Here is a 23594-nt window from a genome sequence, read left to right on the forward strand (position 1 = left end):
ATGCCGAAGCGCGTGGACCACGAGGAACGGCGTGCCGAGATCGCCGAGGCGCTCCTGCGCGTCGCGGGACGGCGCGGGCTGCACGCGGTGGGGATGCGCGACGTGGCGGCGGAGGCGGGCGTGTCGCTGCGGCTGGTGCAGTACTACTTCGAGACCAAGGAGAAGCTGCTGCTGCACGGGCTCCGGCACCTGGCCGCGCGGTTCGGGGAACGGGTCGCCGCCCGGGTCCGGGAGGCCGGGGACGACCCGGGCCCGCGCGCGACGGTCGAGGCGCTCCTGGCGGCGTCGCTGCCGACCGACGAGGAGAGCCGCACCTTCCACCTCGTCTACACCTCGTACGCCGTGCTGGCCGTGACCGATCCGACGCTCGCCGCCCAGCCGTTCGTCCGGGACCCCGACGCCGCCGAGGCCGCCCTGACCGGCCTCCTGCACCGGGCCCGGGAAGCGGGGCTCACCCGGCCGGACGTGGACGCCCGGCTGGAGGCGGTCGGCCTGCTCGCCCTGTCCGCGGGGCTCGGCACCAGCGTCCTCGTCGGGCAGCGCACCCCCGAGGCCGCCGCCGAGGTCCTGCGCCACCACCTGGACCGGATCTTCCCCGGCGGGCCTCCCGCCGGGGCGTGACGCCCCGGCGCGGCGGGGGCGGCGCGGCCCCGCTCGCCGGGCCCCGCCGTACGGGTGTCGTCATGCCCGCCCCGGTCGGGGCGGGCGGCGCCGGCCGGGCGGACCCGCTCGGCCGGCACCTCAGGGGGTCCGCTCAGGGAGCCATCTCGTACGTGCCGGACAGCGCCTCGACGCGCTCCCAGACGCGTGCCGACCGGGCCGCGTCGACGACCGGGCGGCGGACCGCGTCGAGGGCCCAGCGCTGCTGCTCGGCGGTGGCCGAGTCCTTGCCGTGCAGCTCGACGGCGTACGCGGAGAAGTCCCGCACCAGGACGGCGAACAGCTCGTCGAGCACGTCCTCGTCCAGCCCGGTCAGGGCCGCCTGCTCCAGGATCAGCTGGCCGTGCACGACCAGCGCGAACAGCTGGCCGACGGCGAGCAGCAGGTCGAGGTCGCGGCTCTGCTCCTCGTCCGGGGCGGCGGTGGTGACGAACGCGCAGAGGGCGTCCGCCTGCTCCCGGAAGCGGCTGGTGTTCGGCAGGTGCGCGTACGCGTCGAACGCGGGCCGCCAGTCGTGGAAGCGGACGGAGCCCAGGCCGCGGGCCGGCCCCTGCCGGAAGAGGAAGGCGTCGTCGGCGGCGTCCAGCCGGGTCGGCACGGGCTCGTACCCGGCCGGGTCCAGCAGGTGGTTGCGCAGGAACTTGAGGATCAGCGCCAGGTTGACGTGGACCGTGCCCTCCAGCTTCGGCAGGCTCCGGATCTCGGCGGCGGCCTGCGCGAAGTAGGTGTCCTTCTCGAAGCCCTTGGCGGCGATGACGTCCCACATGAGGTCGACGACCTTCTCGCCCTCGGTGGTGACCTTCATCTTCGTCATCGGGTTGAACAGCAGGTACCGGCGGTCGTCGGGGCCCGCGGAGCGGAAGTAGTCGACGGCGCGGTCGCTGAACAGCTTCATCCCGACGAGGCGCACGTAGGCGTCGGTCAGCTCGCGGCGCACGTGCGGGAACGCGGTGACGGGGCGGCCGTACAGGATCCGGTTGTGCGCGTGCGTCACGGCCTCGTACATCGCGTGCTCGCAGATGCCGATCGAGGCGGTGCACAGGTTGAACTTGCCGACGTTGACGGTGTTGAGCGCGGCGTCGAACGCGGCGCGCCCGGTGTGGAGGACGTCGTCGGGGCCGACCGGGTAGCCGTCGAGGCGGAACTCGCTGACGTACTTCGAGGAGTCGACGACGTTCTTCACCAGGTGGTACGCCGGGTGGCGGCTGTCGGCGGCGAAGAAGACGTAGCCGTCGGGACCCTCGATGTCCGTGCGGCGGCCGAAGACGGAGACGAGGCCGGCGGCGTTGCCGTTGCCGATGTAGTACTTGGAGCCGCTGGCGCGGAAGCCGCCCTCGCCGTCGGGCTCCAGCAGCATGTCGGTGGAGTAGATGTCGGCGCCGTGGCTCTTCTCGGACAGGCCGAACGCGAACACCTCGCCCTGGGCGAGCAGTTCGGCGGCGCGGGCGCGGGCGGCGGCGTTGTCGCTCTGCCAGACCGGGCCGAGGCCGAGGATGGTGACCTGCCACGCGTACCAGTAGTCGAGGCCGTAGAAGCCGAAGATCTCGTTGAGCGCCGCGATCCGGGCCGTGTCCCAGCGCTTGTCGGCGTGGCCGCCGGCCTCGGAGGCGGGGGTGAGGAAGGTCGCGAACAGCTGCTCCTTCGCCGCGAACGCGAGGAAGTCCCCCAGCCAGGCGCGTGAGCGGTAGTCCTCGATCAGCCGGCGCTTGCCGCGGTCCTCGAACCAGTCGACGGTGGCGCGCAGCAGCCTGCGGGTCTCGGGGTCGAAGTGCGCCGGGTCGTAGGTGCGCGGGTTGAACAGCAGGGAGTCGGCCATGCGGGGTCAGCCTTTCCGGTCGGGGGTGTGCGTGGTGGTGGCGCGTGCGGCACGGCGGACGGCCGTCCGCCGGTACGGGGTCAGCGGCCGGGGGCCAGCCGGTGGAGGGTGGCCAGCACGTCGTCGAGCCAGTCGATCATCATCCGCTCGTACGCGATCCCGCCGCGGAGCACCGCGTGCTGCAGCTCCCGGCCGGGATCCGGCGGGACGGGCGAACCGGGTGCGCCGGTCGCGCCGGCCGGTGGGCCGAAGTCGCGCGCCTCGCCCGCCAGGTAGTGGGCGAGGCGGTCCTGGTGCATCCGCTGGTGCCGCTCGACCTCCCGGACCAGGGCGGCCGGGTCGTCGAAGGCGGCGCCCCGGATCTTCACGGCGAGGTCGTGCCGGACGCTCTCGGGTTCGATCGGGTCGTGCAGCCACCGGGAGAGGGCCTCCCGGCCCGCGGCGGCGACCGAGTACTCCTTCTTGTCCGGGCGCGTCCTCTGCGGCACGCCGCGCACGTCGACCCAGCCGTCGGCCTCCATGCGCTTGAGCACGCGGTAGATCTGCTGGTGGGTGGCGGTCCAGAAGTAGCCGATGGACCGCTCGAACCGCCGGGCCAGTTCGTAACCGGAGCCCGGCTTCTCCAGCAGGGAGACGAGGATCGCGTGGTCGAGCGCCATGCCGGGATCCTCCTATGCAACTAGTTGCATATACAAGCCGGGCCGCCCCGGTGAGACGCGGCTCACGCGGAGGGGAGTGCGGGGCCGGGGTGTTCGAAGTATTGACGTGTACGCGGCATAAGGATGTCATGGGAGCGCTCCCATGCGTGGGACGCACCCCCCTTCCGGCGCTCACTTCCTGGAGTCGCAGTGAGAACAGCACGAAGGACCCCGCCGAAGAGGTCCCCGGGCGGTCTGCTGAGCGGGCTGGCCGCCTTCCTCGGGCTGGTCGTCCCGGCCGTCCTCGGCCCCGCCACCGCCCACGCCGCCCCCGCCGAGCCGGCGGCCGAGGCCGCCCGGCCGCCCGGGACGGCCGCCACCGGCCTGCACGTCCGCGACGGCCGCCTGGTGGAGGGCAACGGCAACGACTTCGTCATGCGCGGCGTCAACCACGCCCACACCTGGTACCCGGGCGAGACGCAGTCACTGGCCGACGTCAAGGCGCTGGGCGCCAACACCGTCCGCGTCGTCCTCTCCGACGGCCACCGCTGGACGAGGAACGACCCCGCCGACGTGGCCGGCGTCATCGACCGGTGCAAGGCGAACCGGCTCATCTGCGTCCTGGAGGTGCACGACACCACCGGGTACGGCGAGGAGGCCGCCGCCGGCACCCTCGACCACGCGGCCGACTACTGGATCAGCCTCCGGGACGTCCTCGCCGGCGAAGAGGACTACGTCATCGTCAACATCGGCAACGAGCCCTGGGGCAACACCGACCCCGCCGGCTGGACCGCGCCGACGATCGCCGCCGTCAAGAAGCTGCGCGCCGCCGGCCTCCAGCACACGATCATGGTCGACGCGCCGAACTGGGGCCAGGACTGGCAGGGCGTCATGCGTGCCGACGCCCGCTCCGTCCACGAGGCCGACCCCACCGGCAACCTGGTCTTCTCGATCCACATGTACAGCGTCTTCGACACCGCCGCGGAGATCACCGACTACCTGGACGCCTTCGTGGACGCCGGGCTGCCGTTGGTCATCGGCGAGTTCGGCGGGCCGCCCGACCAGTGGGGCGACCCGGACGAGGACACCATGCTGGCCGCCGCCGAGCGCCTCCGCCTCGGCTACCTGGCCTGGTCGTGGAGCGGCAACACCGACCCGGTCCTCGACCTGGCGATCGACTTCGACCCGGACCGGCTCAGCTCCTGGGGGCAGCGCGTCTTCCACGGTGCCGACGGCATCGCCCGGACCGCCCGCGAGGCCACCGTCTTCGGCGGGGGCGCCCCGGGCGACACCCGGGCCCCGACCGCCCCCGGCACCCCGGCCGCCTCCGCGGTGACGGCCACCTCCGCCACCCTGACCTGGGCGGCGGCCACCGACGACGTCGGCGTCACCGGCTACGACGTCGTCCGCGTCACCGGCGGCACCGAGACCCGGGTCGCCGCCTCCACCACCCCCACCGCCACCCTGACCGGCCTCGCCGCCGGCACCGCGTACACCTTCGCCGTGTACGCCCGGGACGCCGCGGGGAACCGCTCGCCCCGCTCCGCCACCGTCACGCTCACCACCGAGGAGGGCGGCGGCGCGTCCTGCTCCGTGGGGTACCGCGTCGTCGGCGAGTGGCCCGGCGGATTCCAGGGCGAGATCACCCTCCGCAACACCGGCACCACCGCCCTCAGCGGCTGGACGCTCGGCTTCGCCTTCCCCGACGGCCAGACCGTCAGCCACATGTGGGGAGGCACCGCCACCCGGAACGGCGCCGCGGTGAGCGTCGTCCCGGCCTCCTACACGTCCACCGTGCCCGCGAACGGCACGGTCACCGTCGGCTTCACCGGCGGGCGGGGCACCACCAACACCGCCCCGACCGCCTTCACCCTCGACGGCGCCCCCTGCACCACCTCCTGAGCCCTGGCCCTTCCGCCCCCTTGGCCCTCCCGGCCCGCCGTCCGGCCCCGCCATCGGCCGGGCGGGCCACCGGCGGGGCGGGACGCCGAACGGGCGAGTCGCCGGAGGCGGTGCCTCCGGCGACTCGCGGGCGCGGCCGGGGCCGCGCGGTCTCCCCGCAGGTGCGTCCCGCCGGGCCGGCCCGGGCTCCGGGCCGGCCCGGAGAGCGGCGGGGACTAGGTGGTACCCGGGGTGCCTGATCCCGGCCCGCGCACCTCCCCGGCGACGTGCTGCCCGGACTCGCGCGCCTGCTCCTTGAGGTGCGCGGCCTGGTCGCGGGCCTGTTCGCCGGTGCTGCGGGCGGCTTCCGCGGCGGTCTCCTTGACCTGCGTGGCGGCCTGCCGGGCGGTCTCCGTGGCGTCGTCCTTCAGCCGGTGCGCCGACTCCATCGCCGCCGTCTTGACCGGCTCGATCACCTCGCCGGCCCGGCCGGAGAGCCGGTTCACCGCCCGCTGCTCGGATTCGGTCTCCGGCAGCAGGGAGGCGGCCAGCATCCCCGCGCCGAACGCGATCACCCCGGCCGCCAGCGGGTTGCCCTGGGTCTGCCGCAGCGCCTGCTCCGGGGCGTGCCTGACGGCCTCGCCCACGTGCCCGGCACTGTCCTGCGCGGACCGTGCCGCGTGGCGCGTCCGGTCCGCGGTCGCGCTGCCGGTGTCCGAGGCGACGCCCATGACCCGGGCCCGCAGGCCGGAGGCCGCCGAGCGGGCCCGATCCGTACGCCTGCGGACCATCCGCTTGGGACTGGTCCGGTCGGCCAGCCGGTCGACGTTCTGCGTCAGCCTGTCACGGGTCGCCTCGATGTCGGCCCTCACTTGGTCGGGTGACGTGCCCACTGTGCGTCCTCCTTCAGTGTCTCGATCGTCCGCTCCGGCTTCGGCGACACCTCCCGCATGCGGGACCGGCCGAGCACGAACAGCACGGCCGCGATCACCGCCCACACGGCGGTGACGATGAGCGCGGCCCAGCCGGCGTCCATCACGTTGGCCAGCCCGAACACGGCCGCCAAGGAAAGGAACAGGGCCACCATGTAGCCGGCGAAGCCCGCGCCGCCGAACATCCCGGCGGCCTTCCCCGCCTTCGCGGCCTCCTCCTGGATCTCGGCCTTCGCCAGCCGGACCTCCTGCCGGAACAGGTGCTGCACGTCCGCGGTCACCGCGGCCAGCAGCTCACCGGCCGAGCGGTCCCGCACGGAGCGCACCTCCTCCGAGGCCGGGGTGTGCGCGCCGCTGCGCGCGCGGGAGGAAATCGTCGCCATCTCACACCACCCGGGGGTATTCGGGCAGTTCCGTGGGTGTCGGTTCACCCGGTGGCAGGACCGGTTCCGCGGTGTCCGGCGCCTGCCGCGCGTCGCCGTCGCCGGAGTGCGCGGCCTTGCCGGCCTTCATGAGGCGGCCGGCCATGACGCCCGCCAGGACCGCCCCGCCGAGGAAGACGCCCGGCCGCCGGCGTGCGAAGCCCTGGAGATCGCTCACCAGGCCGTCCACACCGTGCTGGTCCAGGTAGTCCGCGGCGCGGCGCCCGCCGTTCGCGGCCTGTGCGACGAGACCGCGGGCGGGGGAGTCGTCCGGCGCGTTCTGCGTCATGCCCTCGAGGTCGTCCGCCCACTTCCGTACGGTGCCGGCGAGCCGCTCCGTCTGGCCCTGGCCCTCGTCCCGGACGCGTCGGCGCAGGTCGCGGATGGCGCTGCCCGCCTGCTGGCGGGCCTCACCGGCGACCGCCTTCGCCTGCTCGGCGGCGCTCCCGGCCACCTCGCGGCCCGCCTGTCCGGCCTGAGAGGCCGTGACCGAGGCCTCTTCCTTCGCGACCTCGCCCGTTTGCCGAACCCGACCGGCATCAGTCATAAGCCACTCCTCCTTCAGCCGCGGACCCCCGTGGTGCCGGGGCCCGCCGGATTGTGTGTCCGGCTCGGCGGGTACCACCGGGCGCCCGTGCAAAACAGCGGTCGCCCCGGCTTCCCGCCCCGCGCCGTCCTGTGCGGCGGAGCGGGGCGGGAAGCCGGGGCGACGGAGCCGGGGACCGCGGGGGAGGAGCCGCGGGCCCGGGGCGGCGTACCGGGAGGGCTCCGCACGGTCGTGTGCGGAGCCCTCCCGCGGGCCCGGGGAGGTCGGTGGCGCCCGCGGGTCCCGGTGGCCGCGGCGCGGGTCAGGTCGTGTGGAGCCGGAGTCCGTAGCGGTTCAGGATCTCGTTGACCGGCTGGTGCCAGGTCTGACCGCCGCCGCTGCAGTTGCCCCAGCCGCCGGAGGTGACGCCCTGCGCCTGGTCGCCGCTGATGAAGGAGCCCCCGGAGTCACCGGGTTCGGCGCAGACGCTGGTCTTCGTCATCTGGCGCACCGCGCCCTGGCTGTAGTTGACGGTCTCGTTCTTGGCGAGGACGGCACCGCAGTGCCAGCGGGTCGTCGACCCCGAGCGGCACACGGACGCGCCGACGGGCGCCTCGGCCGAGCCGCGCACGAGCTGGTCGGGGACGGTGCCCCAGCCCAGGACGACCGGCACGGTCCACCAGCCGCTGCCCACGCTCACCCACGCGTAGTCGTTCTCGGGGAAGGACGACCCCTGGAAGGTGCCGATGTAGCTGCGGTCCCAGCCGTGCACGGCCGCGCCCGGCGAACCGCAGTGCCCGGCCGTGACGAAGCCGCCGTGCACCGAGAACCCGATGGAGCAGCGGACGTTCCCCGTGTAGTACGGGTCCCCGCCCACCGTGCCCGCGGCGAAGGTGCGGGGCGCGTCCCCGGTGGTCCGGACGGTCACGGGGCCCGCCCGGTGGGCGCGCGCCACGAAGGCCCGGACGCCGGGGTCGTCCCGGTGGCCTTCGACCACGTGGACGGCGACCGTGTTCGCCTCCGGGTCGACGTGCCAGCTCGCCACGCCCGCCGGGGCTTCGAGCCGGTCGATGCGGGCCTTGGCGGCGTCGAGCTGCCGCGCGGTGTGGCGTACCAGCACGGCGTCGGCGCCGGTCGCCTCCACGGCGGCCCGCCTGGCCCGGTCGGTGACCGCGACGGTGAGCCGGCCGGAGTCCGCCTCGAACCACGAACCGCCGTAGGAGGCACCGGCGGCCCGCCGCGCCGGCCCTTCGACGCCGCGCGCCGCCGTCTCGGCCCGGAGGCGGTCCACGGCCTGCTCCTCGGTCAGCCCCAGGTCGCGCCGCATCGCGGTGAGCAGGCCGGGGGAGAGGGAGGCGTCGGCGCGGGAGGGGGCCGCGGGCCGGTCGGCGGCCGAGGCGGGGGTGAAACCGAGCGCCGCCGTGGCGAGGAGCAGGGCGGAGGACAGTGCGGTGCGCAGGATCGTCGTACGTCTCACAGGATTCCCTTCCGTCATGGCTGACAGGGATCGGAGTGGAGAAGAACGGTATGAGAGCGCTCTCACGCGATGCAGGGAAGAGCGTACCGACTCCTTAATGACAGGTCCATGCCAATGCCCTCGATCGGCTCAGACCTGCCCCCCGCCCTCCCCGCACCCGGCCGCCCCGCGGTGCGCGCGGATGATCTCCGCGTAGCGGTGACCGCTGGTCTTGACGGTGCGCCGCTGCGTCGCGTAGTCCACGTGGACCAGCCCGAACCGCTTCGCGTACCCGTACGCCCACTCGAAGTTGTCCAGCAGCGACCAGGCGAAGTAACCGGCCAGCGGCGCCCCCTTGCGGACGGCGCGGGCGCAGGCGGCCAGGTGCTCCTCCAGGTACCGGGCCCGCTCCTCGTCGTGGACGCTGCCGTCGGGGCGGACCGCGTCGGGGTAGCAGGAGCCGTTCTCCGTCACGTACAGCCGACGCGCCCCGTACTCGTCGGTGAGGCGCATCAGCAGCGCCTCGATGCCGCCCGCGTCGACCTCCCACCCCATGCCGGTGCGGGGCGCGCCGGGCCGCTCGACCTGCCGGGCGAAGGGCGCCGGGCCGGAGGGGTCGTCGGCGACGGTGACCGGGAAGTAGTAGTTGAGCCCCAGCCAGTCGAGGGGCGCCGCGATGACCGCCGCGTCCCCTTCCCGCTCGGGGAGGTCGACGCCGTACACGTCGAGCATGTCCGGGGGGAAGCCGCGGCCGTGCACGGGGTCGAGCCACCAGCGGTTGGTGTGGCCGTCCATGCGGCGGGCCGCGGCGACGTCCTCGTCCCGGTCGCTCGCCGGCGCCACGGTCGACAGGTTGTTGACGATGCCGACCCGCGCCCCGGGTGCGGCGGCGCGGACGGCCGCGGCGGCCAGGCCGTGGCCCAGCAGCAGGTGGTACGAGGCGCGGACGGCGGCGGTGAGGTCGGTCAGGCCCGGCGCCATCCGCCCCTCCAGATGGCCGATCCAGGCCGAGCACAGCGGTTCGTTGAGCGTCGCCCAGTGCCGGACGCGGTCCCCGAGCCGCTCCGCGACGGCCGACGCGTACGCGGCGAGGTGGTGGGCCGTGTCCCGCTCGGGCCAGCCCCCGCGGTCCTGGAGCACCTGGGGCAGGTCCCAGTGGTAGAGGGTGACGGACGGGGTGACGCCCGCCTCCAGGAGGCCGTCGACGAGCCGGTCGTAGAAGTCGAGCCCCCGGGCGTTCACCGGGCCGTCGCCGCCGGGCATGACGCGGGGCCAGGCGACGGAGAGCCGGTAGGCGTCGGTGCCCAGCCGCCGCATCAGGGCGACGTCCTCGCGCCAGCGGTGGTAGTGGTCGCAGGCGGTGTCGCCGTGGTCGTCGTTGTCGACCGCCCCGGGGGTGTGGGAGAAGGTGTCCCAGATCGACGGCGAGCGGCCGTCCTCGGCGACCGCGCCCTCGATCTGGTACGCCGAGGTGGCGGTCCCCCACGCGAAGTCCGGCGGGAAGGCTGCGGCGTCGGTGAACTCGGTCACGGGGGTCCTCTCGAACGTCACGGGGGCGGTGGGGCGGTTCACTTGACGGCTCCGGCGGTCAGTCCGGTCACCAGGTAGCGCTGGAGCAGCAGGAAGCCGGCGACGACGGGCACGCTGACGACGAGCGAGGCGGCCATGACCTGGTTCCAGTACACGTCGTTCTGCGTGGAGTAGCCCTGCAGGCCGACGGCGAGCGTGCGGGTGGTGTCGTTCGTCATGACGGAGGCGAAGAGCACCTCGCCCCACGCCGTCATGAACGCGTACACGGCGACGGCGACGATCCCCGGCGCCGCGGCCGGCACGACCACCAGGAACAGCGCCCTCAGCGGTCCGCAGCCGTCGACCAGCGCGGCCTCGTCGAGCTCGCGCGGCACGGAGTCGAGGTACCCGATCAGCATCCAGACGGAGAACGGGAGCGAGAAGGTCAGGTACGTGAGGATCAGCCCGCCGCGCGACCCGAACAGGGCGACCCCGGTCGCGTTGCCGATGTGGACGAACATCAGGAACAGCGGCAGCAGGAAGAGGATGCCGGGGAACATCTGCGTCGACAGCACGGACACCGTGAACAGGCGCTTGCCGCGGAACCGGTACCGGCTCACCGCGTAGGCGGCGAAGACCGCGACGACCACTGAGCAGACGGTCGCCGCGCCCGCCACGACCAGGGAGTTCACGAAGTACTTCGCGAGCGGCACGGTCTTCCAGATGTCGGCGTACGGCCGGAGGGTCAGCTCGCTCGGCATCCACCGGAACGCGCCCGACACGTCCTGGAGCGGCTTCAGCGAGCTGGACACCATGACGTACACGGGCAGCAGGACGAAGCCCGACAGCAGCGTCAGGAAGATCCGGCGCGACCACAGGAAGGAGCGCGGCGCCGCCGTCGGGGATCTGCGCGCGGTGTCCCGGCGCGCGGGTGGGCTAGGCATCGGCGGCCTTCCTCCCCCGGGAGGTGAGGAACAGGTAGACGCCCGTCACCAGCAGCAGGAAGCACAACAGCAGGACGGACATGGCCGCGCCCGCGCCGAAGTTCCAGGTGGCGAACGACGACTGGTGGATGTGGACGGAGACGAGGTCCGCGGCCTCCGGCGCGGCCTTGCCGAACAGCACGAACGGCGTGTTGAAGTCGTTGAACGTCCACAGGAACAGCACCAGGACGAGCACCTGGTTGACCGGGCGGAGCGACGGCAGGGTGATCGCGCGGATCTGCCGCCACGTGCCGGCCCCGTCCAGGGCCCCGGCCTCGTACAACTCCCTCGGGACGTTCTGCAGGCCGGCCATGACCACGAGGAAGGCGAACGGCCAGCCCTTCCAGACGGAGACGACCAGCAGCGCCCAGAAGCTGTTGTCCCCGAGCAGCCAGAACGGGGGGCTGCCGGTGAGGCCCAGCTGGTCGTGGAGGACGTGGTTGACCAGGCCGTCGTCCCGCTGGAACATGAACGCCCAGGTGATCACCGCGGCGTACACCGGTAGCGCGTACGGCACGAGGAACAGGGCCCGCAGGAGCGCCCGTCCCCGGAACGCCTCCTGCAGGAAGACGGCGGCCGCCGTGCCGAGCAGCCAGCACAGGCCGACGGAGGCCACGGTGAACAGGCAGGTCGTCAGGAACGACCGGAGCAGCGCCTCACCGGCCGGGGCGCCGGGGTCGAGGACGGCGGTGAAGTTCCCGAGCCCCCGCCACGGGGCGGCGCCCCAGTCGCGGAGGTGGAACTGGGTGAGCTCCTTGAAGCTCATCAGCACGCCCATGACGATCGGCAGCAGGTGGACGAGGACCTCCAGCGCGAGCGCGGGCAGCAGCAGGACGTACGGCAGGGCGGTGCGGCGGAGCAGCCCGGGTCGGCGGCGCGGGCCGCGCGCCGTCCCGGGGGCGCGTGTCCGCGCGGCCGGCACCGCGGTGGGCGCGTGCGGGGTGGTGGTGGTCTTCACGGGGGTCACTGCCGGGGCATCTGCCGCTGGGCCTTGTCGAGTTCGGCCCTGACCGACTCGGTGGTCACCGCGTCGCCGCTCGCGGCCGCGGCGAACAGGTTCTTCACGGCCGTGCCGACGACCGTCTCGAACTGCGACTCGGACGGGACCTGGGGGAGCGGGGCGGCGCTGGTGGCGAGGGTGTCGCGCAGCACCCTCAACTCCGGGCGGTCGAAGGCGGGACCGTCCTGCGCGGCCTTGACCGGCGGAACGGATCCGTACCTCCCGCAGAGGATCCGCTGCTCCTCGTCGCTGGTCATGAACTCCACGAACTCCAGGGCGCCGTCGAGGTTGTCGGTGTTCTCGAAGACGGCCAGGTTGACGCCGCTGACCATGGAGTTGACGTTCCTGCCCCGGCCGGGGGCGCCGGATCGGACCGGTGCGGGGGCGACGCCCCACTCGTTGTCGTCCATGCCCTGGGAGGCGAAGGTGGTGGCGGCGGCCTGCCAGAGCACCATCGCCGTCCTGCCCTTGGCGAAGTCGCTCAGCGACTGGTTCTGCGCGTACTCGGCGTTGCCCGGCGCGACGATCCGGTGGGTGGCCATGAGGTCGACGTACTGCTTCACCGCGGCGACGGCGCCGTCCGAGGTGAAGTCGGGCCTGCCCTGTGCGTCGAAGAAGTCCGCGCCGTGCTGCTTGCCGAGGACGAACACCTGGTGGATGTTGTTGGAGAGGTTCGAGCCCTCCGCGCCCAGCGCCCACCTGCCGTTCCCGGACAGCCTCTTGCCGGTGGCGACGAGCTCGTCCCAGGTGGCCGGCGGCCTGGTGACGCCGGCGTCGGCGAACATCTTCTTGTTGTAGTAGAGCGCGTACGCCATCGAGTACAGCGGCACGGCCGCCGGGGCCCGGCCGGCGGTGCCCGTCGAGGCGAACGCGGCCTCGACGAACCGCTCGCGGCCGCCGATCCTCGCCAGGTTCCCCTCGTCCCACGGCAGCAGCGCGCCCGTCGCCTGGAGCGACGAGGACCAGGTGTTGCCGATGTTCAGGACGTCGGGCCCCTGGCCGGAGGTGGTGGCGGCCATGATCCGGTTGAGCAGGTCGGGCCAGGGGACGACCTCCAGTTCGACCGTGATGCCGGTCCTCTCCTCGAACTTCCGCAGCTCCGGTTCGAGGACCTTCCTGTCGGCCTCCAGGTTGGGCCCCTGGTTGGACGCCCAGTACGTCAGCGTCCGGGGCGACGCGTCCGCGTCACCCCCGGTCGGGGAGCCCCCGCCGCACGCGGTCGTGGTGGCGAGCAGGGCTGCGGCGACCGCGGCGCCGGCTACGGCTCTGAATCTGCGCATGGCTTCAGGTGTCCCTTTCCGGAGAAGGATCAGGGCTTAATTTTCGACGTGAGTTAAGCCCCGGGCGAGGGGTCGCGTCAAGGGTGGTGCAGCAGGGACACGGACCTCGACGCGGCCCGAGGCGACCGGGGGCGGACGACCGGAACGCGCCCGCGCGCGGAGCGGAGCGGGGCACGGAGCGCCCCCGTGCGTCCCGAGGGGCGGAGGACCCCGCCGCCCGGCGGCGCCGGGCCGCGCTCGTGCGGCGGTGGACCGGCGCGGGGCCCGGGGCCCGCGCGGCGGGGCGCGGAATTCCGGAGGAAGAATATGATCAACGGCAGGCCGTGGGTGATTTGCCGGGGGTTGTCTGAGTCGGTCCGAGTGGCCCCGTGGTGCAGAACTGATAAGACGCCGTCGGTTCACACGAATGGAGGGCCGCCGTCACCCGGATGCCGCGCATCCAGGGGATCGGGGTTGCGTTAGGGGGGATATGGCAGCAACGCTCACCGAAAGCTATACCTCCGGTCGCGCCAGAGTCCCCGCCTGGGCACACAGCCCCGTGGCCATGGGCGACTTCGTCTTCATTCCCGCGTCGACCTTCTCCAGCGGAGTCAACGGAAAACTCTGGAGTACGGAGAAAGCCGTTTCCCTCACCTGGTCGGCTCCCGTCCTGGAGGAATTCGTCACCGCGATGGAACGCATCGAACGCGATTTCTCGTGGTCGTGGAAGAAGGCCGACCTGTCACCGGGCGGCGCGGCCGGGGAGCGGGCGGTGCTGCACGACCATGCGTGACTTCGGCGCCGGGGAGTCCTTCGGCAACCCCTACGGCTTCCACGAACGCACCGGCACCCAGGCCTGGGCACGGTCACCCGAGGACCCGACCGTCCCGCAGACGGACCTCTCCGGATACGGCGGCCCCGGCGGACTGCTGGACTCCTCCTGGGACCCGGCGGAGGAACTGGCCTCCCTGCTCCAGGACGCCGTCGCGGCCGAGCGGAACCCCCCTCCGCCCGTCCACCGGCCGGAGGACGACTACCCGCTCGACCTCGACCCCCTTCCGGGCCTGACGCAGATCACCGCCGACCTGCCGCCCCTCCACCGCGCCCCCGGCCCCGGACACCGCAAGTCCCGCCGGATCACCATCGGCTGGGTGCCGACGGTCAGTTACTCGATCGCCGCGGTGGCCGCCGTCCTCGTCTCCATGGTGAGCGTCTTCGGCGGCGTCATCGCCTACGACCCGCTGCGCCACATCGCCGAGGCCCGCACCCCCGCCGACGTCGTCAACTGGTGGCCCCTGCTCGTGTACGGGCCGTGGCTCGTGGCGTCCCTGTCCATCCTGCGGGCCGCCGTGCACCAGCGCCGCGCCGCCCACTCCTGGATCGTCGTCCTGCTGTTCTCCCTCACCGCGATGCTGCTCTGCATCGCCCAGGCGCCCCGCACCTTCACCGACACCGCCGCGGCCGCCCTGCCGACGGTGGCGTCCCTGGCCTGCTTCCACCAACTGGTCCGCCTCATCACGCTGACCAGGCCGCCCCGCAGGCCCACGCGCGGCCGCCGCGTCCCGCGGTCGGCCGTCCGCCCCGGCCACGCGGCCACCCAGCCCCCGGGGGTCCACCTGCCCCGCCAGTCCTCCGCCGGCAAGCGCGTCCTCTGAGAAGCGGCACCCCTCCTCGGGGCGGAGCCACGGGCGGCGACCGGAGCCCGTGGCTCCGCCGCGAGGAGGGCGCGGCCCCCCGAGCGGGGCCACCCGACACACCGGGGCCGGCCCCCGCCCCTGCGGTACCTACGAAAGGAAACCCCCTGTGGACACCACCCTGTGGCTCCTCGTGGCATGCGCGTCCGTGTGCTCGATGGTGTCGGCGTTCGGCTCGTCCCTGCGGATCGGGATGTCCCGGCTCGACGCGGCCGAACTGCGCCGCCGCCGCCACATGATCCGCGTCCTGGAGGCCAACGCCCAGCTCCTCACCCGCCGGCACGCCGTGCCCGTACCGCCCCCGGACGGCACGGGCGACGCCGGACGGGGGACACCGGCCCCCACCCGCCTGTGGAAACGGCTGGTCCGCGCGTGCCGCCTGGCGTACCTCCGCTTCGGCGGCTAGCGGACCACCGGCCCCGCCGGGCTCGAACCACCGCGCGGATACGTGGTTTCACGGATGTCTCCGTACCGCTCCCTCCGGAAGGGCTTCCCTGCGAGACTGGGGAGACGAGGGGGAAACGGATGACACATCGACGGCAGACTCCGGTGACCGGTCCGGTGACCGCGCGGAGACGCGCGGCGCCCACGGACCGGCCCTCACCGCGGCCGAGCGGCCCACCGGCGGCCCAGGGCCCGCGGCCGGAGGAGGGCGCCCGCCGCCACGCGGCGGCCACCCGCGGCGACCGCCCCCGCGCGGCCACCGCCTAGGGGGAGGGCCCGCCATGGGGAGGTGCCTGGTCCTGCTGCTGGCGGTCGCGCTCCTCGGGCAGCTGCTGTCGACGCCGCTGACCGTCTCCGACCTGATGGCGGCGCAGTCGCCGCCGCAGTACCCCACCCCGGGGGAGCGGGCCGTGCTGGCCGCGATCTCCGGGGTGACGGCGTTCGCCGTGGCCTGGTCGGCCGGGCGCCGCCGCCCCGGCCGCGCGCCCGCGCTCGCCGTCGGCACGGTGCTGCTGCTCACGCTGTGCGCGGTGGTGACGCTGTGGGTCCGCGACCTGGTCGGCACCGACAACTGGTCCCTCGGCGCGACCCTGGAGAGCCTCGCGGCCGGCGTCACCGCCCTGGTCTTCCGCCGCGTGGCGCGCCGGCGGGAGCGGGGCCGGCCGCTGCCGGGGGAGGTGTGGCTGGCGATGGTGCCCTTCCGGGACAGCGACGAGGAGGCGCGGCACTACTGCGTCGTCCTCGACCGCCGCTGGGGGTACGCCGACGTCCTGCAGATCACCTCGCAGGACAAGGGCGGCCGCCCCGGTTACGTCTTCATGCCCAACGACGGATGGGACACCGTCTCCGGCAAGGAGCACTGGGTGGAGACGGCCGCGCGGCCGCGCCGGGTGCCGTACCGGAACTTCCTCAAGAACCGGCCCCAGGGCCCCTGCCCCACCGCGACCTGGCGGCAGCTCCGCCGCCGCCCCGCACGGGCCGTGCTCCGCGGGCCGCGCCGCGGCGTCCCCGCGGCCCGCCGGCCGCGGTGAGCGCCGGTACGCGCCCGCCGCCACCGGGCCGGCGGGCGTGCGGCACGACGGCCGCGCCCGCGCCCCGGGGAGGGACGCGGGCGCGGCCGACGGGTGGCGGCTCGGGTCAGAGGACCAGTTCGGGCTTGTAGTGGTCCAGCCACAGCGCCAGGTCCACGACGCGCTCCAGGCGCAGGCGGTGGCCCCACTCCAGCTGGTCCGGCGCGGTGTCCAGGCACGGCTTGATGAGGGTCTCGTCCGCCAGCGTCCGGACCTGGTCGAGGGCGAGGGCGTCCCGCGCCATGTCCTGCAGGCCCCGGTTGTAGTCGGGGTGGTGGGTGGCCGGGTAGTGGTTCTTCGGCCGGTACAGCACCGAGTCCGGCGCGTACCCGACGCCCGCGGCCCGCAGGAGGCTCTTCTCCCGCCCGTCGAAGCTCTTGAGCGCCCACGGGGTGGAGAAGGCGTACTCGACGAGCCGGTGGTCGCAGTACGGGACGCGGACCTCCAGGCCCTGGGCCATGCTGAGGCGGTCCTTGCGGTGGAGGAGCTGGCGCAGCCACCGCGTCAGCGACACGTGCTGCATGACGCGCTGGCGGTGCTCCTCGGGCGTCTCGTCGTCGAGGTGCGGCACGGCGTCCAGGGAGGCGCGGTACGTGTTCTCACGGAACTCGGCGAGGCCGAGGCGGAGTTCCGGGTTCATCGGCATGGCGGCGTCGTCGCCGGTGACCAGCAGCCAGGGGAAGGTCTCCGCGGCGAGCGCCTTCGGGTTGTGGAACCACGGGTACCCGCCGAACACCTCGTCGGCCGCCTCGCCGGACAGCGCGACGGTGGAGTGCTTGCGGATCTCCCCGAAGAGCAGGTACAGCGACGTGTCCATGTCGCCGACGCCGATTGGCGAGTCGCGCGCGATGACGACGGCCTTGCGGTGCTCGGGGTCGAGCAGGGCCCGCGGGTCGAGGATGACCGTGCTGTGGTCCGTGCCGATGAAGGCCCCGGCCTCGGTGGCGTACGGGGTGTCGTGGCCGGTGCGCAGGACGTCGCCGGTGAACTCCTCCGCCTGGTCGCTGTAGTCGACCGCGTACGAGCGGATGCGGGCGTCGGGGCCTTCGCGGTGGCGCAGCTCCTCGGCGAGCAGACCGGTCAGGACGGTCGAGTCGATGCCGCCGGACATGAGGCTGCACAGCGGTACGTCGGCCTCCAGCTGGCTGCGGGCGGCCGAGCCGACCAGCTCGCGGACCCGCTCGATGGTGGCCTCCCGGTCCTCCCGGTGGGCGGTGGCCTCCAGCTGCCAGTAGCGGTACTCGCGGATGCCGTCCCGGTCCAGGACGAGCAGCCCGCCGGGCTCCACCTCGCGGACGCCGGACCACACGGTCGGGCCGGTGTTGAACAGCAGGCTGTACGCCTCCCGCAGCCCGTCCGCGTCGACCCGGGGCCGGATCTCGGGGTGCGCGAACAGCGACTTCGGCTCGGACCCGAAGGCCAGACCGCCGTCGACGGCCGCCCAGAACAGCGGCTTCACGCCGAGCCGGTCGCGCACCAGCAGCAGCCGCTGCTCCCGCTCGTCCCAGACGGCGAACGCGAACATGCCCTCCAGGTGCTCCGCCATCGCCTCGCCCCACTGGGCGTACGCGCGCAGGACGACCTCGGTGTCGCTGCGGGTGTGGAAGACGTGGCCGAGGTTCCGCAACTCGGCGCGCAGCTCGTGGTGGTTGTACACCTCGCCGCTGTACGTGAGGACGACGGCCGGGTCGTCCGGGCGGTCCAGCATCGGCTGGACGCCGCCGGCGATGTCGATCACGGCGAGGCGCCGGTGGCCGATGGCGGCCCGCTCACCGACCCACACGCCGCCCGCGTCGGGCCCGCGAGGCGTGAGCGCGGCGGTCATGGCCTCGATGACGGGGGTCTGGTTCCGGGCGTCGCGGTGGAACGACACCCAGCCGGTGATTCCGCACATGGTGCACTCCTAGGTCAGGGGCGGGCGGCTGAGGCCGCATCGGTCTTGTCGTCGGGCAGGGGGGTGGCCGTACGGCCGCGGAGGGAGATCAGGGGGACGGCGGCGCAGGCGGCGACGGCGGCCAGCGCGAGCCCGGCGGTCACCCCGCCGTCGGGGGCGGCCAGCCCCCACGCGGCGGTCGCCAGGGCGGGGCCGAGGGTGAAGCCGAGGCTCCGGGCGAGCTGCAGCGTCGAGGCGACGGTGGCGGTCCGCTCCCGTGGCGCGGAACCCATGACCAGGGCCTGCGTCGGGCCGCCGTTGAGGCCCATGCCGAGGCCCGCGAGCGCCAGCCGCCACGCGATGTCGGGCAGCGACCAGCCGTCGTCGAGCGGAACCAGCAGGAGCAGCCCCACGGCGGTGAGGGCGGCACCCGCGACGGCCACCGGGCGGGCCCCGTAGCGGTCGGCGAGCCGTCCGCCGACCGGCCCGGCGAACCCCATCCCGAGCGGGAACGCCAGCAGCGTCAACCCGGTCGCGGTCGCCGTGAAGCCCGTGTCCCGCTGGAGGTGCAGGGCCGCCACGTAGTGCATCGCCGCGAACCCGGCCGCCAGGCCCAGCACGGCGCCGTGCGCCGGGTACGCGCCGGACGCCCGCAGCGCACCGGTCACCGGGCGGCCGCTCGGCCCGCGCAGCCACCACCACAGCGGCGGTACGGCGGCGAGCGCCAGCAGCAGCCACACGGGCGCGTCGTACGCCAGCGTCAGCGACACGAGCAGGACCGTCACACCGGACGCCACCAGCGCCGTGTCGACGAGCGCCCGGCCGTCCAGGGAGCGCAGCCGGCCGTCCTTCGGCATGGCCCGCCAGGCGACCACCAGCGCGAGCAGGCACACCGGGATCTTGACGAGGAATACCGCGCGCCAGCCCAGGTGGTCCAGCAGCAACCCGCCCACCGCCGGCCCGGTCACCGCGCCGAGCGGGCCCAGCGTCGCGGGCACGCTCATCGCCCGCCCGCGCGCCTCGGGCCGTACGGAGCGGATCGCCAGCACCGGCATCAGCACGAACAGCACCGCGCCGAAGACCCCTTGGGCGAGCCGGGCGGCGATCAGCCACGCCACCCACGGCGCGGCGGCGGCGAGCGCGCTGCACAGGGTGAACCCGCCGGCCGCGACCAGCAGCGCGGCCCGGTGCCCCACCCCGTCCAGCCACCGGCCCACCGGCAGCAGCAGCGCCACGACGGGCAGTTGGTACGCGAGTACGGCCCACTGGGCGGTCGCCGCCGACACGTCCAGGCTGTCGGAGATGGCGGCGAGCGCGATGTTGACGATGTTCATGTCGAGCATCGCCACGAAGGCGAGCATGCCCGCCACCGCCACCAGGAGCCAGCGGTCGCCGGCTTCCGGTATGTGACCGGCTGGTTCCGCACCGCGACCGTTGTCCGACACCCTCCGCCCTTCCCCTCGTCATATGCCACCACCGACGGCGGCCTCGTTCCAGTAAGTCGGAAGCGTAGAGCGGCTGGTTCCCACTCCTCGGTGAATCGCGTTGATCAGGCTTGAAGTTGAAGGGTCGACGGGCCCGAAACCTCCGATGTACGGGTCGGTAGGGTGCGGGTCGGCGGGCCGGGAAACGGCTCCCGCCGGTGGACGGGCGCACCGGACTGGCAGGATGATCTTCGCTGCTCAGGTGGCGTCGCGGCGCGGGGAGCGCGCCCGGCAACGGCTCTGGAAGGGGCGACGGGGACATGCGTGGTGATTCCACTTCCGAGAGGAAGGCCGGATACGACCTCAGTCACGGAATGTGGCTGGAGAAGGCCGGTGACGTCGAGGGGGCGCGGACCTCCTACCAAAGCGCCATCGACTCCGGCCACCCCGGCATCGCCGCCATGGCCGCGACCAACCTCGGCACCCTGCTGGCCGGACACGGCGACCCGCGGGGCGCGGCGGCCGCCTACCGGCACGCCGCGGACTCCGACCACCCGGACGCCGCCCCACTGGCCGCCGCCAACCTCGGCTCCCTGCTCGCGCAGCTCGGCGACACGGAGGGCGCGCGGGCCGCCTACCGGCGGGCCCTCGACTCGGGCCACGTGGACGCCGCCCCCCGCGCGGCGGTGCGACTCGGGGAACTCCTCCTCGACCAGGGCGACGTGGAAGGGGCGCGGGAGGCGCTCGAGTGCGCCGTCGCCTCCGGCCACCCCGAGGACGCGCCGGAGGCGGCCTTCTCCCTCGGCTACCTGCTCAAGCAGCAGGGCCGCCACGAAGAGGCCCGCGCCGCCTACCAGACGGCCGTCGACTCGGGCCACCCGGTCGCCGGCTCCATGGCCGCCTCCAACCTCGGCTTCCTGCTCGCGCAGCTCGGCGACACGGAGGGCGCACGGGCGGCCTACCGGCGGGCCGTCGACTTCGGCCACCCCGAGTTCGCCCCCCGCGCCGCCCTCCAGCTCGGCACCCTCCTCGCCGACCTCGGAGAGGCGGAGGAGGCCCGCGCGGCGTTCCGCCGGGCCGCCGACTCCGACCACCGGCAGGCGGCCGAACGGGCTCGCGAACTCCTCGCGGACCTCGGGTGACGCGTTCCGGCCCTTCTGTGAACTCCCTTGTGCCCTTGGCCAGTTAGCGGCTTGCGGGGTGCCCGCGGCCCGGTGTTTGCATGGGGCGCGTGACCCGAATCGTCTGGGACTTCGACGACATCGACGCCGCCGCCACCCCACAAGCCCACCTGGACTACCTGGAGAAGACCGAGGCGTTCCCGCCCCTGGCCGCCGTCCGCGAGCACACCTACGCCGCGCTCCCCCCGGGCCGGGGGGTGGACGTGGGCTGCGGCCGGGGCCGCGCCGTGGCCGACCTGACCGCGCTGGGCCGCCCCGCCGTGGGCGTGGACCGCAGCGACACCATGGTGCGCTCGGCCCGGAAGCGCTTCCCCGCCTGCGAGTTCACCACCGGGGACGCGGCCGCCCTGCCGTTCGAGGACGGGAGCCTCGACTGGTACCGGGCGGAACGCACGTACCTGCACATCGCCGATCCGCTGCGGGCCCTCGCGGAGGCCCGCCGCGTCCTGCGGCCGGGCGGCACCGCGGTCGTCGCCGACCAGGACTTCGACTCCACGGTGATGGCCTCCCCGGACCCGGCGCTGACCCGCACGGTCGTCACCGCGCTCACCGACTCGATGGCCGACGGCCGCGCGGGGACCCGCATGCCCGCCCTCCTCGCGGGGGCGGGCTTCACCGACGTCACCGTGCACGCTCTGGCGCTGGCGTTCTCCTCCCTGCCCCCGGTCGAGCCCCTGCTGATCGAACCCGCGGAGGCCGTCGCCGTCGCGGCCGGCGTCGTCTCCGAAGCCGAGGCCCGCGCCTGGCGGGGCGGGCTGGAACGGCTGGACCGGGAGGGGACGTTCGTCGTGGCGATGACCATGTTCGTCACCACCGGGCGCCGCCCCTGACCGGCCCCGCCCGTCCCGTACGCGGGTGACGACCCGTCCGGTCACCGGGTCCCGCGGGGCCCGCCGCCGGGCGGGACGGGCGCGGCGGGCGCGGCGGGGTCCGCGGCGGCCACCGGCTCGGCGAACCGGCCGGCGGGCGCGAACCGGTCGGTGGTGGCCGCGAGCCGGCCGCCGGCGGACACGAGCCGGTCGGTGGCGTACACGAGCCGGTCACCGGCGGGCACGGGCCGGTCGCCGGCGGGCGGGTGGCCCGGGACCGCGGGCCCGTCGGAGGGGCCGGCGGACTCCGCCGCCGGCCCGAGCATGAGGCCGCCGCCCATGGCCAGGACGGCCGCGACGTGCCGCTCACCGATCCGCGTGGGGGTGCCTGTCACGTGAGGTGCTCCTCTCCGGTCGCCTGCGCCGCCGTGGCGCGGCGCGGCTGGTCAGTCGGTGAGGCTCCCAGCCCCGGCGCGCCACCGCACGGTTTTTCCGCTCCCTGTCGCCCGGTTGGCGTACAGGGCGCCTCCCGCGTCCGAGGATCCCGGGATCAGCGGACGCGGGGCCCGGGCACCGGCGCTCCGGTAGCGTGGGGAACCGGCCGACGGGGGAAGGCGGACGTCCGTCCCCCGGGCCGCGATCCTGTGAGACGCGGAGGGGGACGAGCGGTGGACACCGACCTTCCCGGGACGCCGGGCGGCGCCGGGACCGCGGGCATCGACGTGCCGGACGACCTCCTGGCCGCCGCCGAACTGGTGCCGGCCGGGCCGACGGCGCCGCGGGGCGGCCCGCCCGGCGGGGGCGTCTCACTCGCCCGGCCGCTGGTCTACGCCCTGCCCGCCGAAGGCCCGCGGCCCCGCACCGCGCTCGTCTGCTTCCCCTTCGACCTGGAGGAGCCGCCCGACGGCCACGGCTACCGGGAGGTCGAACTGGCCGTCACCTTCGACGACGAGGACCTGTGCGCCCTCGACCTGCGGCCCGCCCCCGGAGCGGGCGCGGGCGGCGGCGAGCGGGTGTCCGTCTTCGGCCTCGGCCGCAACCGGCTCCGCTGGGTGTTCCGCGCCGGCGCCGGCCGCGCCGGACTGCGCCCGGACGGCCGGTGGACCCAGGCCCTCGTCCGGCTGCCCGGCCGCTTCACCGAGGTGCACGGCCGGCTCACGCTGCGCGCCGTACTGGACCACCCGTCGCCCGACGGCGACCACGAGCGGGCGGAGGTGCGGACGCGCGACGAGGTGCCCTTCCGCCTCGCGCGCCCCGACACCTGGCTCGCCGCCTCCCTCGCCCCCGCCCCGTCCGAACCGGGCACCGGGGCGCTCGCGGCCTTCCGCGAGCCGCCCACCCCGGACGGCGGACTGCCGCCCGGACAGCACCGGCTGTGCTACGCCGTCGACATCGAGAAGTACAGCGCCCGCGACAACGCCGGCATGATCCGCGCCCAACGCGCCCTGATGCGCGTGGTGAAGGCCGCCTGCGCCCACGCCGGCGTCGACTGGGCCGGCTGCGGCCGGCAGGCCCAGGGCGACGGGTACCTCCTCGTGCTCCTCCCCGACGCCGACGTGACCAGGGCCGTGCCGCGCCTCATGGCCGGCACCGCCGAGGCCCTCGCCGCCGTGAACGCCGAGGGGGACCACGGCGGCACGCCCCTGCGGATGCGGGCCTGCTTCCACCAGGGCATCGTGCACGAGGCGGAGAGCGGCTACGCCGGCGCGGCCGTCGTGGAACTGTTCCGCATCCTCGACTCGGGCCCGCTGCGCACCCGGCTGGCCGAGGAGCGGGACACCGACCTCGTGACCGCCTTCTCCGACCGGCTGTACCAGGACCTCACGCCCCACGGGTACGACGGCCTGTCGCCCGCCGGGTTCGAACGGGCCGGGATCTCCGTACCCGCCAAGGGGTTCACCGGCACCGCCTGGATCCGCAGCCACCCCCGCGCCCCGGACCGGGCGTCCGGCCGCGCCGCCGCGCCCGCCGGCCGGAACCCCCGGTGACCGGGTCGGCCGGGCAGCGGGAGGCCGCC

Annotated in this window: 22 protein-coding genes; 9 read left to right on the plus strand and 13 right to left on the minus strand. The window is 74.5% G+C overall.

Annotated features, from left to right (window positions below):
• A complete protein-coding gene (locus IE106_RS13185) occupies positions 1–621 on the plus strand; it encodes a TetR/AcrR family transcriptional regulator (protein ID WP_189533363.1) in 621 nt (206 codons plus the stop codon).
• A 133-nt stretch (positions 622–754) separates the two neighbouring features.
• Here the strand turns inward: IE106_RS13185 and IE106_RS13190 are convergent, their stop codons facing one another.
• Both IE106_RS13190 and IE106_RS13195 read right to left on the minus strand, forming a co-directional pair.
• Positions 755–2476, minus strand: a complete 1722-nt coding sequence (locus IE106_RS13190; RefSeq protein ID WP_189533365.1) for an acyl-CoA dehydrogenase family protein — start codon at positions 2474–2476, stop codon at positions 755–757.
• 80 nt (positions 2477–2556) lie between these two features.
• The gene (locus tag IE106_RS13195) at positions 2557–3135 is read right to left on the minus strand and encodes a PadR family transcriptional regulator (RefSeq protein ID WP_189533366.1); all 579 of its coding nucleotides are present in this window, start codon (positions 3133–3135) and stop codon (positions 2557–2559) included.
• Positions 3136–3324: 189 nt separating this feature from the next.
• Between IE106_RS13195 and IE106_RS13200 the strand changes: the two genes are divergently transcribed.
• Positions 3325–5016 carry a cellulase family glycosylhydrolase gene (locus IE106_RS13200; RefSeq protein ID WP_229840367.1) on the plus strand — a complete coding sequence of 564 codons (1692 nt, stop codon included), beginning with the start codon at positions 3325–3327 and terminating at the stop codon, positions 5014–5016.
• A 215-nt stretch (positions 5017–5231) separates the two neighbouring features.
• Here the strand turns inward: IE106_RS13200 and IE106_RS13205 are convergent, their stop codons facing one another.
• From IE106_RS13205 to IE106_RS13240, 8 genes are all read right to left on the minus strand, one after another.
• Positions 5232–5888 (minus strand): DUF3618 domain-containing protein, encoded by a 657-nt coding sequence (locus tag IE106_RS13205; RefSeq protein WP_189533370.1) that lies wholly within the window; start codon positions 5886–5888, stop codon positions 5232–5234.
• Positions 5864–6310 (minus strand): phage holin family protein, encoded by a 447-nt coding sequence (locus IE106_RS13210; RefSeq protein ID WP_189533372.1) that lies wholly within the window; start codon positions 6308–6310, stop codon positions 5864–5866. Before IE106_RS13210 ends, IE106_RS13205 begins: the two co-directional genes overlap by 25 nt.
• A 1-nt stretch (position 6311) precedes the next feature.
• Positions 6312–6896 carry a hypothetical protein gene (locus IE106_RS13215; RefSeq protein WP_229840370.1) on the minus strand — a complete coding sequence of 195 codons (585 nt, stop codon included), beginning with the start codon at positions 6894–6896 and terminating at the stop codon, positions 6312–6314.
• A gap of 301 nt (positions 6897–7197) precedes the next feature.
• Positions 7198–8352 carry a S1 family peptidase gene (locus IE106_RS13220; RefSeq protein WP_189533374.1) on the minus strand — a complete coding sequence of 385 codons (1155 nt, stop codon included), beginning with the start codon at positions 8350–8352 and terminating at the stop codon, positions 7198–7200.
• A gap of 129 nt (positions 8353–8481) precedes the next feature.
• Positions 8482–9861: a GH1 family beta-glucosidase gene (locus IE106_RS13225; RefSeq protein WP_189533376.1), complete on the minus strand. Its 1380-nt coding sequence runs from the start codon at positions 9859–9861 to the stop codon at positions 8482–8484.
• Between the two features lie 38 nt (positions 9862–9899).
• On the minus strand, positions 9900–10784 hold the full coding sequence (locus tag IE106_RS13230) for a carbohydrate ABC transporter permease (protein WP_189533378.1): 885 nt from the start codon (positions 10782–10784) through the stop codon (positions 9900–9902).
• Complete coding sequence (locus IE106_RS13235) at positions 10777–11781, minus strand: carbohydrate ABC transporter permease (protein WP_229840373.1); 1005 nt, start codon at positions 11779–11781, stop codon at positions 10777–10779. Before IE106_RS13235 ends, IE106_RS13230 begins: the two co-directional genes overlap by 8 nt.
• A 5-nt stretch (positions 11782–11786) precedes the next feature.
• The gene (locus IE106_RS13240; protein ID WP_189533380.1) at positions 11787–13103 is read right to left on the minus strand and encodes an ABC transporter substrate-binding protein; all 1317 of its coding nucleotides are present in this window, start codon (positions 13101–13103) and stop codon (positions 11787–11789) included.
• 469 nt (positions 13104–13572) lie between these two features.
• Between IE106_RS13240 and IE106_RS13245 the strand changes: the two genes are divergently transcribed.
• The 4 genes from IE106_RS13245 to IE106_RS13260 all read left to right on the plus strand — a co-directional run bounded on the left by IE106_RS13245 (position 13573) and on the right by IE106_RS13260 (position 16251).
• Positions 13573–13875: a hypothetical protein gene (locus IE106_RS13245; RefSeq protein WP_189533382.1), complete on the plus strand. Its 303-nt coding sequence runs from the start codon at positions 13573–13575 to the stop codon at positions 13873–13875.
• Positions 13868–14737 (plus strand): DUF2637 domain-containing protein, encoded by an 870-nt coding sequence (locus IE106_RS13250; RefSeq protein WP_189533385.1) that lies wholly within the window; start codon positions 13868–13870, stop codon positions 14735–14737. The genes IE106_RS13245 and IE106_RS13250 overlap by 8 nt, the downstream gene beginning before the upstream one ends.
• 148 nt (positions 14738–14885) lie before the next feature.
• Positions 14886–15182 (plus strand): hypothetical protein, encoded by a 297-nt coding sequence (locus tag IE106_RS13255; protein WP_189533386.1) that lies wholly within the window; start codon positions 14886–14888, stop codon positions 15180–15182.
• A 319-nt stretch (positions 15183–15501) separates the two neighbouring features.
• Positions 15502–16251 carry a hypothetical protein gene (locus tag IE106_RS13260; protein ID WP_189533388.1) on the plus strand — a complete coding sequence of 250 codons (750 nt, stop codon included), beginning with the start codon at positions 15502–15504 and terminating at the stop codon, positions 16249–16251.
• A gap of 106 nt (positions 16252–16357) precedes the next feature.
• Here IE106_RS13260 and asnB read toward each other — a convergent pair whose 3' ends face one another.
• Both asnB and IE106_RS13270 read right to left on the minus strand, forming a co-directional pair.
• On the minus strand, positions 16358–18184 hold the full coding sequence (asnB, locus tag IE106_RS13265; RefSeq protein WP_189533390.1) for an asparagine synthase (glutamine-hydrolyzing): 1827 nt from the start codon (positions 18182–18184) through the stop codon (positions 16358–16360).
• A 14-nt stretch (positions 18185–18198) separates the two neighbouring features.
• Positions 18199–19608 carry an MFS transporter gene (locus IE106_RS13270; protein ID WP_229840375.1) on the minus strand — a complete coding sequence of 470 codons (1410 nt, stop codon included), beginning with the start codon at positions 19606–19608 and terminating at the stop codon, positions 18199–18201.
• A 353-nt stretch (positions 19609–19961) separates the two neighbouring features.
• On the opposite strand from IE106_RS13270, the gene IE106_RS13275 reads away from it, so the two are divergent.
• Both IE106_RS13275 and IE106_RS13280 read left to right on the plus strand, forming a co-directional pair.
• Positions 19962–20729, plus strand: a complete 768-nt coding sequence (locus tag IE106_RS13275; protein WP_189533392.1) for a tetratricopeptide repeat protein — start codon at positions 19962–19964, stop codon at positions 20727–20729.
• Positions 20730–20818: 89 nt separating this feature from the next.
• Positions 20819–21598: a methyltransferase domain-containing protein gene (locus IE106_RS13280; protein ID WP_189533395.1), complete on the plus strand. Its 780-nt coding sequence runs from the start codon at positions 20819–20821 to the stop codon at positions 21596–21598.
• 41 nt (positions 21599–21639) lie between these two features.
• Here IE106_RS13280 and IE106_RS13285 read toward each other — a convergent pair whose 3' ends face one another.
• The gene (locus IE106_RS13285; RefSeq protein WP_189533397.1) at positions 21640–21972 is read right to left on the minus strand and encodes a hypothetical protein; all 333 of its coding nucleotides are present in this window, start codon (positions 21970–21972) and stop codon (positions 21640–21642) included.
• A 273-nt stretch (positions 21973–22245) separates the two neighbouring features.
• Here IE106_RS13285 and IE106_RS13290 point away from each other — a divergent pair, with 273 nt between their 5' ends.
• On the plus strand, positions 22246–23565 hold the full coding sequence (locus IE106_RS13290) for a hypothetical protein (RefSeq protein WP_189533399.1): 1320 nt from the start codon (positions 22246–22248) through the stop codon (positions 23563–23565).
• Positions 23566–23594 lie beyond the last annotated feature (29 nt).

Origin of the sequence: Streptomyces roseolilacinus (assembly GCF_014649335.1) — a bacterium.
Lineage (GTDB): Bacteria > Actinomycetota > Actinomycetes > Streptomycetales > Streptomycetaceae > Streptomyces > Streptomyces roseolilacinus.